Here is an 8864-nt window from a genome sequence, read left to right as displayed (position 1 = left end):
ACGGGGCAAGCGCGGCGGTGGGGGGCGGCGCGGTGGTGGCTTGGGCGGGGGCGGCGGCGGTTTCGGGGGCGGTCGTGAGCAGCGGACTGGCGGCGGAGGGCGCACCGAAGCTCAAGCTTCGTACGACGCCTCTCGGATCGGGGCTGGACGCTTCAGCTATCTTGCCATTCCGCAGCCGATCACAGCGGCCGATACGAATTTCAACCGCGGCACTTCTCTGAACGAGATGATGGTCGCCGCGCAGCAACGCTTCTTGTTACTCGATACCAATCATGATGGCGTGCTTACCCTCGCGGAACTGCAGACGATCCGCCGCGGGGAACGTGCGCCCCGCTCTGCGCAGCATTAACGGTCGAAAGGTGATACCATGATGAACGCTAGAGCGGTTCTGAGCTGAGTTGAATCGTTGCGGGATTCCCAAGCGGGATGATTTCTGATTCAAGATGGCTGCTGGGCAGGAGGCCAGCGGTCATGCCGAGAGCCTGTTCGAACGATTTGCGTGAGCGCGTGGTGAAGGCGGTGTTGGCGGGAGCGTCGGCACGGTCTGCGGCGTTGCGTTTTGGAGTGGCGCCATCGAGTGCGATCAAATGGATGGCGCGGTATCGCGAGCGTGGCGAAGTCGCGCCGACTTCCCAGCGCGGCCGTGTGCGTTCGCCGCTTCATGCACATCGCATGTGGCTGCTGGATCAGGTGGCAGCCACACCTGGGCTGACGCTGGCGGAACTTCGCTAGCGGTTGGCGGCCGAGCATGGGCTGTCGGCGGGGGTCGCGGCGATCTGGTCCTTCTTCAAGCGCGAAGGGATCAGCTTCAAAAAAAACGCTGTTGCCCTCCGAACAGGCCAGGCGCGACGTCGCGCGCCGGCGGGCGAGCTGGAGGCGGTATCAGGGTCGGATCACGGCTGATCGTCTGGTCTTCATCGACGAGACCTGGGTGAAGACCAACATGGTGCGCACACATGGCTGGGGCCGCAAAGGCCATCGCGTGCGTGGCAACGCACCCTTCGGCCACTGGCGTACCATGACCTTCATCGCCGCCCTGCGATGTGATCGGATCGATGCACCCTACGTACTCGACGGACCGATCAACGGCGTGACCTTCGCTGCCTGGGTCGAGCAATGCCTCGTTCCCACGCTCAGGCCTGGCGATGTCGTCATCATGGACAATCTCGGCAGCCACAAAGGCAAAGCCGTTCGTCATGCGATCCGCCAGGCCCACGCACATCTTCTGTTCCTGCCGCCCTATAGCCCCGACCTTAATCCGATCGAGCAGGTCTTCGCCAAGCTCAAAGCCCTGCTGCGCAAAGCCGCCGAACGCTCCGTCGACACTTTATGGATGCGCATCGGCCAACTCCTCGACCGCTTCCCACCCCACGAATGTGCTAATTATCTCCGAAACTCAGGCTACGCCGCTACCTAAGCTGAAAACGCTCTAAGTTACTCGTCAGCGTCGCAACCCTGGTTTTATTGTTTCCGAGCGCGACCCATGCGCAGCGGCAAGGTCAGATGCCGGACATGACCCGCGAACAATTCACTAAGATGGCTGCTGATCGTTTCGCGCAAATGGATGAGAACAGCGACGGCATATTGTCCGCTTCAGAAATCGTCGGGGGATCGGGCGGCCCCGACTATGCGGCTCGAATTGTTTGACGCAGATAAGGATGGTTCGGTCTCCCGGACCGAGTTTACTGCCGGCGCGGCCGCTCGCTTCGACACTATGGACACGAACCACGATGGCATCGTGACGGCCGATGAGCGCCGGGCGACATGGGGTAGAAGGCCGAGCCGTTGATGCCACAATCGTCGCAGGGGAGATGAGCCCATAACGATGCACCGCGCAAGGGGAGGCGTATCGGCTTCACCAAATCGTGGTCCTTGCCGCCGTTACAACGCGAGAACCTACTTCGTAGACCCCACCGTCCGTCATATGCAGGGGGTAGGCGAAGTCGATTGCCGACACTAACGGCGGCGGCTCAATTACGAGGGCGGTGTTCACCAGCCATCGTGTTGCGATGTTTAGCAAGCTCGACCGCAGCGGCGACGGTGTCGTTAGTACGGCTGATTTTCCTCGGCTCGCCAAGCGTAAGCCGGAGGCGCTTGCCCTGATAGCAGCGATCGGCGATGCCGACAGCAATGGCGATGGTACTATCTCACGTAGCGAGCTGGAGCAGGCCCCACCGGTGATGTTCGAGCGCGCGGACACGAACCGTGATGCCGCTTGACCGAAGCCGAATATAACGCAGCTCGCGCGCGGACGCGGTAGCTGCTCAACAGGAGCGGAATTGAGCGCTTGATACGGTCCGCGCCGCGGATGCTGGCGGCCGTGATGACGACAATTGTGCGGGAAAGTCGCTTCCGTTCGCGGCATTGGTGTGGCCCTGAGAAGCATGGGCGCTGGCATGGCGGGGCAAACCGCGAGCCTCTGCCAGCCAATCCCAGGGGCATTTGAATTTGCGGTGGGAATAACTCGAAAACGATATCGTCTTACCTGTGAAGTGAATGCTTGTTGGAGGAAGAAATGGACCAGACACCCGCGAGCCGGGACCGAGGTGGCGAAACGCGTAGCACCATTCGCTGAACTCCGCTCGGTGAAACCAGCACCTACTGATCGACGCGCTCCAAATCGCCGGAAAGTTTCAATCTTCATGGATGCATTTGATTTCCATCTCGCACGCAGCCAATCCCGTAGGCAGGTTCTAGCCGGGCTCGGCCTTGGTGGTGCCGCCGTGCTGAGCACACCCGCTATCGGCCAGTCGCTGGTGGAGCTGGGATTGCCGGGAGGCCCGTCTACAAGGCCGATGACAAGCGAGTTTCCGCAAAAGGGCGCGATGATCCTTCAGCGGTTGCGACCGCCACTGCTTGAGACACCGATGGAGGTGTTCGACGGGAGCGTCTTCACCCCGAATGACCGCTTCTTCGTGCGATGGCATTGGGCGAACATTCCGACCGCTATCGACGTCGCAAGTTACCGTATCGCAATCCGTGGCCATGTGGACCGGCAACTCTCCATCAGCCTTGCCCAATTGTTGCGCATGCCGCGCATCGAACTGGCGGCGGTGAACCAATGCTCTGGCAATTCCCGTGGGCTGTTCGAGCCGCGCGTTCCGGGTGCGCAGTGGAGGCATGGTGCGATGGGCAACGCGAGGTGGGTAGGCGTGAGCTTGCGCCACCTACTCGATCTGGCGGGCGTGCGGTCTGGAGCTTTGGCGGTGCGCTTCGGCGCGCTCGATCAGCCCGTGGTGCCGACCGGGCCGGACTTCTCAAAATCGCTAGCTATCGACCATGCCCGCAATGGCGAGGTGATCGTCGCCTTCCAAATGAACGGCGAACAAATGCCCCTCCTCAACGGGTTCCCCGCACGGCTCATCGTACCGGGCTGGTACTCGACCTACTGGGTCAAGATGCTCAACGATATCGAGGTGCTTGACGGGCCCGACCAGGGCTATTGGATGGCGAAGGCCTACAAGATCCCGGACACACCGGGCGCTAACGTCGCACCTGGTACCAAGGATTTTCCGTCGGTGCCGATCAACCGCATGGTGCCACGATCATGGATCACCAGCTGGTCGGATGGCACGCCACTTGGCTACGCGCCTGACCTCCCGGTCGGAGGTATTGCTATGGGAGGCGATGCGGCTGTCGCCCGCGTCGACATCTCCGCCGACCATGGCCGCACCTGGCACTCAGCAAAACTTGGCCCCGATGAGGGCAAATACGGTTTTCGCCGGTTCGATGCCAATGTGCGCGTTCCCCGGCCAGGCAAGGTTACGCTGATGAGCCGCTGCACCAGCGCCGCGGGCGAGACGCAGCCGATATCGCCTAATTGGAATCCCGGCGGTTTCATGCGCGGCTGCGTGGAGACCTCTACCGTCACTCTGGTTTGATAATTTATGCGCAACATCTCCACGGGTAGTCTCGCGGGCGGGATGATCCTCTTCACCGCCGTGGTGCTCATCATCATCGGGCCGCCGCGTCACACACCAATCCCCGCGCAGCCCGAGAGCAACACAGTAATCCAGTCGTCGCAGGCGACTGCAGGCGGCGTGACGCTGGCGTCGACCAGCATCGATCTTCCCGACGATACCGGCACCTTCCCGGACGGTCCCCATGTCGACATCATCAACGCCAATTGTACATCCTGCCACTCCGCAAGCATGGCGCTCAACCAGCCAAGGCTTAGCGAAGACCAATGGCGCGCGACGGTTGAAAAGATGCGGACTACCTATAAGGCGCCGGTGCCTGACGCGGCGATCCCAAGCATCGTAGCCTACTTAACCGCCATGAGCGCGAAACTCCCAGTCGGTCCATCCGCGCCAAGATCGGCGACCGATCGCTCTGGCGGAACAGGCTGACGTCAATGCCATGAGATGCGATGGTCCGACCCACCTCTTGGGCCTCGCAAGAGAGGTGCGCGTCCCATATTCCCCCAGATCGTATCAGATCAGCTCCTTAGTGATGATGAGCAGACGAACAGGCTTGAGCTGGACCCATGCCGGCAGGGATCGTCAAGCCGTTAGGACCTAGTAGGACCCCTCGGATTGACCCAATGGCGGAAGGGTAGATATCGAAGTTAGAGGCTAAGACTTTGCTACAGCGCCTAAATCACAATTTCTGTCCGCCGAGCATGCCACGCAATGTGCCATGCCGGCCATTTTCTCGCGTACCCGCCTTAATAGGGTAGGTTTTATCTACCGTGAAATAACCTATCCGGGCTTATCTCCCAAGCTTAGCGGCCCAGGCGCCGCGCTGCCCCCGACAGCCGATGTGAGATGCAGACGAGCGCGGCCCGACCAATTAAGGGCGCGATAGACGGGCGAACAGCCGTCGATGATCCGCCGACGTTCCACCAAAAACCCCGGCAGCGTCGGCAGCAGGGATTTGAAACCAGGGAGGCGTTGTCGTCCTCCGACCGTTGCACGTGCTCTATTTGCACGACGCAAGGTTCCAAGCGTTCGATCAACAAATGCCTCGTGAAACGACCAGTCCAGATGGACTATGGCGGGTCGTCATTACCGCACGTAAGGCGGAGGTCGCTTTCGTCATGTGGATCACAGCGTTTTTGGACGCCGCGGCAGGTGTTTGCAAATGAGACGGGGGCGCCGGTGAGCAGCCCAACATATGGGCGATTACAATGGATGTATCGACACGCGCGATAAGGGCGCTTCTGTGCCGGCCGCTCTAAAGCACCAGGTCTTACGCGAACTAAATCCACATTAATTCGATCGCGGCAAAGTCTTTTGGAACGGGTTAGCTTGTACCGGAACCTGCGCCGGCTGTGGCACCGATGTCTGGCATAAGTAACGCAAGCGGTGGCATCGATTCACACGGTTGGCAAATAAGATCGTTTGCATCCTTCTGATAACATTTTGTAATCGCGACAATTGCTGATGTCTTTTAGGGCGGATCTAAGGGGCGCGCCTGTGGCAGCATTGGCAAACGGGGCGTTCGCGTAAATGGGGGTAAGTTAATGCGTGGCAATTCGACACGGCGGCGTTTGGCCACGGGAACCGTCCTTACCTCTCGTGCCGCGATGCGGGCGTTGGCGGGCGGGGTGGCTGCGACCATTCTCCTTGCGGCGCCCGCCACGGCACAGACGACGCGCGGCGGCGATGGCGGGAGGGGCAATCGCCCGCCAGCCTCCGCCGGTGGTGTCAGCAGTGTTGTGGGCGCTGGTGGTGCAGGTGCGGCTGCGGGTGAAGATTATGAGGGCGGCGCCGGTGGTGGTGCAGGCGCCACCGGCGGCAAGGGCGGGAATACGTTCGGTGGGCTTGCGGGCGGCGCGGGCGGGGCGAGTCCGGGTGCGGCAGGTCAGGATGGCTCGGGAGGAGCGGCGCTCGGGTCCCGCGCAAGCGGCGGCGGCGGCGGTGCGCACGGTTTCGTGATCAGCGGTTCGAGTGCTGCCGGGAGCAGCTTCGCCGGTGGCAATGGCGGGAAGGGCGGCACGTCCAACGATGGTGATGGCGGCGGCGGTGGCGCAGGCGGCTACGGTATCGTTCTAGATGGCGCTACCGCGACTTACCTGATCGATCCGGTCACCGGCGGCAAAGGCGGTGACGGGGGAGGCGGCTACTTTTATGGCGGCGGCGGTGGCGATGGCGGGCATGGGCTGGTTGCCACCAGTCCAATGAATGTCACGCTCGACAGTGCCGTAAGTGGCGGCAACGGCGGTGCTGGCGGATCGAAAATCTTTGGTTCCTGTTGTGATAATGGTGCTGCCGGTGCGGGTGGCATCGGCATCGTCGGCACCGGCCTGAACTTGGTGCTCAGGGCGGCCGTCAGTGGCGGCCTGTCGGGAGAGGGCACCACGCGTGCGTTTGCGATAAGCCTGACCGGCGCCAATCGCCTGTCTCTCGGAGGTAATTGGAGCCTGACCGGCGGCATCCAGATCAACGATGGTAGCCTGACTGTCGATCAGTCCACCAACGTTACGCTGACCAATGTCATTTCCGGCACGGGCTCGCTGGTGAAGACCGGGGCGGGTGCGCTGACCTTGACGGCTGCCAACAGCTATAGCGGTGGGACGGGCTTCACTGGTGGCGTGCTGAGCGTCGCCGCAGAGAGCAATCTCGGCACGGGCGGCTTGAGCTTCAATGGGGGCACCCTGCGGACGACGTCCTCTTTCACAACTGCGCGCAACGTGACGATGGCGGGCGCCGGCTCCGTGTCCGTTGACTCGGGCGTAACCACGACGCTCTCCGGCGTGATTTCAGGGGCAGGCAATCTTACCAAGATCGGTGGCGGCACTCTGCTTCTGACGGGTGGCAACACCTACAGCGGGGCGACGACTGTTTCTGAGGGTACGCTCCAGATCACCAATGCGACAGCGCTCGGCTCTACTGCAGCCGGAACCAGGGTTGGCCCGGACGGAACGCTGGCTTTGTCGGGTGGCATAACGGTCGGGGCGGAACCGCTCTCGATAGAGGGACTGGGCGCAGGCGCGGCTGGCGCACTGACCAGCGTGGGGACTGGCGCCAACACATTCCAAGGCGCGATTACCCTCACGGATAGTGCCAGCATCACCGTGCGGGGCGCATCGTCGCTCCTTTTGTCAGGCGGCATCACTGGCGAGGGCACGCTGATGCTCGGTGCCGCAAACGACAGCGCTGGTACGATCAGCGGGGTGATTGCCACCGGTCAAAACAACGTCGAGACGGACGGCAAGTGGACGCTTACTGGTGCGAATACGTATAGCGGGTGGACTCATGTCTTTTCCGGCGCGCTGCTCGTCTCCAACAACCTGGCCCTCGGCTCGACTGAGGCAGGGACAGAGGTCTCCCCAGGTGCGAGCCTGATCCTGGGCGATGGTGTGACCATCGCGGGTGAAAGACTGTACCTCTCGGGCAGCGGCGCCAATGACCGCGGCGCCTTGAACGTGAATGGCGGCACCGCGACCTATGGTGGCGACATCACGCTTTTGGCAGACAGCCAAATCAATGCCGGCGCGACGGTTCCGGCCACCTTGAACATTACCGGTTCCATCGATGGTGCGGGAAAGACTCTGACTTTGTCCGGTCCCGGAACAGGTACCGTCTCCGGCGTGATCGGCACCGGCACCGGCGGCGTGACCAAGATCGATGACGGCATCTGGTCACTAACCGGCGACAACAGCTACACTGGAACGACTACGATCTCGGCGGGCACATTGTGGATCGGCAATGGCGGCACGAGCGGCTCGATCGCAGGCAATGTGGTCAACAATGCCGCGCTATTCTTCGACCGCTCCGATGCGCTCACATATGCCGGCGCCGTTTCGGGTATCGGCACGCTGAACAAGCTCGGGGCGGGTACGCTGACGCTGACCGGGACGAATAGCTATACAGGCGGTACGACAATCGCGGCCGGCACGCTGCAGATCGGCAACGGCGGCACGACCGGCTCCCTTGCGAGTAATGTCGAAACCGCCACGGGGGCGACTCTTGCCTTCGATCGCTCGGAGGCCTCGACCTATGCCGGTGTCATATCCGGAGCGGGCGCGCTTTCGAAGAGTGGCACCGGCTCGTTGACCCTGACCGCGGATAGCACCGTAGGGGGCGGCATCACCGTTTCTGATGGAACGCTCGTTGTGAACGGGACGATCGTGAACGGTCCGCTCACCATGGCGGGCGGCCGTCTTGAGCTCAATGGGCCAGGAATGACGACGTCATCCCTTACCGGGAACGGCGAAGTCGCCATAGGGAACGCGTCCCAACTTACCGTCCGTCAGGCACAGGAAGCCGTTTTCTCAGGATCGATTGCCAATAGTGGCCGCCTACAGATCTGGCAGGCGCCACATCAGACGATCAATGGTGTCATCTCCGGGACAGGCTCGATCCGCCTCATCGGCGGAAATGCACAGACCTTCAACAATGCCACTGTGTTGGAGCTGAACGCGACCAACAGCTTTAGCGGCGGCACCAATATCACCGACGGCGCCAACGTGCTGATCGGGGCGGATGGGGCGCTCGGCACCGGGGGCATCACGGTTGAGTCGGGCACCTTAGAATCCAAGGGTAACGTCACGCTTGCGAATAACGTCGCGCTATTTGAATTTGTCGGCGACGGCCGGTTGGCGATCGCCGGCGCGAACAGCCTTCAGCTGGACGGTGTCATCTCGCGCGGCAGCGGCACCGGTACAGTGATCAAGCAGGATAGCGGAACGCTGATCCTGAACGGCAATAATAGCTTCGGCAAATTGCTGATTCAGGGCGGAACGGTGGTTGCCGGGCACAACAATGGGCTTGGCACCGGCTCGGTCAGCATGGACGCCGGAACGACACTGGGCCTGCAGGGCTTCCTGAGTGTCAATAACGCCATCACGCTCAACGGCGGGGACTTCCAGACCGTGTACGAGGTCAACGGCCTGCCGTCGATCGAGCTGCCGTTCCTGT

At 61.8% G+C, this 8864-nt stretch carries 6 protein-coding genes and 2 pseudogenes; all 8 read left to right on the top strand.

The window, feature by feature from the left end:
* Window positions 1-349: pseudogene (locus tag ACOJSI_RS13605) on the top strand (hypothetical protein); the annotation flags it as partial.
* Window positions 350-471: 122 nt separating this feature from the next.
* A pseudogene (locus tag ACOJSI_RS13600) lies at window positions 472-1417 on the top strand (IS630 family transposase).
* A gap of 95 nt (window positions 1418-1512) precedes the next feature.
* Window positions 1513-1647 (top strand): hypothetical protein, encoded by a 135-nt coding sequence (locus ACOJSI_RS13595; protein WP_420138835.1) that lies wholly within the window; start codon window positions 1513-1515, stop codon window positions 1645-1647.
* On the top strand, window positions 1628-1789 hold the full coding sequence (locus ACOJSI_RS13590; RefSeq protein WP_420138834.1) for a hypothetical protein: 162 nt from the start codon (window positions 1628-1630) through the stop codon (window positions 1787-1789). Before ACOJSI_RS13595 ends, ACOJSI_RS13590 begins: the two co-directional genes overlap by 20 nt.
* Window positions 1790-1985: 196 nt before the next feature.
* The gene (locus tag ACOJSI_RS13585) at window positions 1986-2219 is read left to right on the top strand and encodes a hypothetical protein (RefSeq protein ID WP_420138833.1); all 234 of its coding nucleotides are present in this window, start codon (window positions 1986-1988) and stop codon (window positions 2217-2219) included.
* Window positions 2220-2642: 423 nt separating this feature from the next.
* Window positions 2643-3881, top strand: a complete 1239-nt coding sequence (locus ACOJSI_RS13580) for a molybdopterin-dependent oxidoreductase (protein WP_420138832.1) — start codon at window positions 2643-2645, stop codon at window positions 3879-3881.
* A gap of 6 nt (window positions 3882-3887) precedes the next feature.
* Window positions 3888-4349 (top strand): hypothetical protein, encoded by a 462-nt coding sequence (locus ACOJSI_RS13575; RefSeq protein ID WP_420138831.1) that lies wholly within the window; start codon window positions 3888-3890, stop codon window positions 4347-4349.
* A gap of 1199 nt (window positions 4350-5548) precedes the next feature.
* The coding region (locus ACOJSI_RS13570; protein WP_420138830.1) for a beta strand repeat-containing protein at window positions 5549-8864 on the top strand (3316 nt) is incomplete at its 3' end.

This window comes from Sphingomonas sp., from assembly GCF_048595155.1.
Lineage (GTDB): Bacteria > Pseudomonadota > Alphaproteobacteria > Sphingomonadales > Sphingomonadaceae > Sphingomonas_I.
This window is presented reverse-complemented; position numbering and strand designations above follow the sequence as displayed.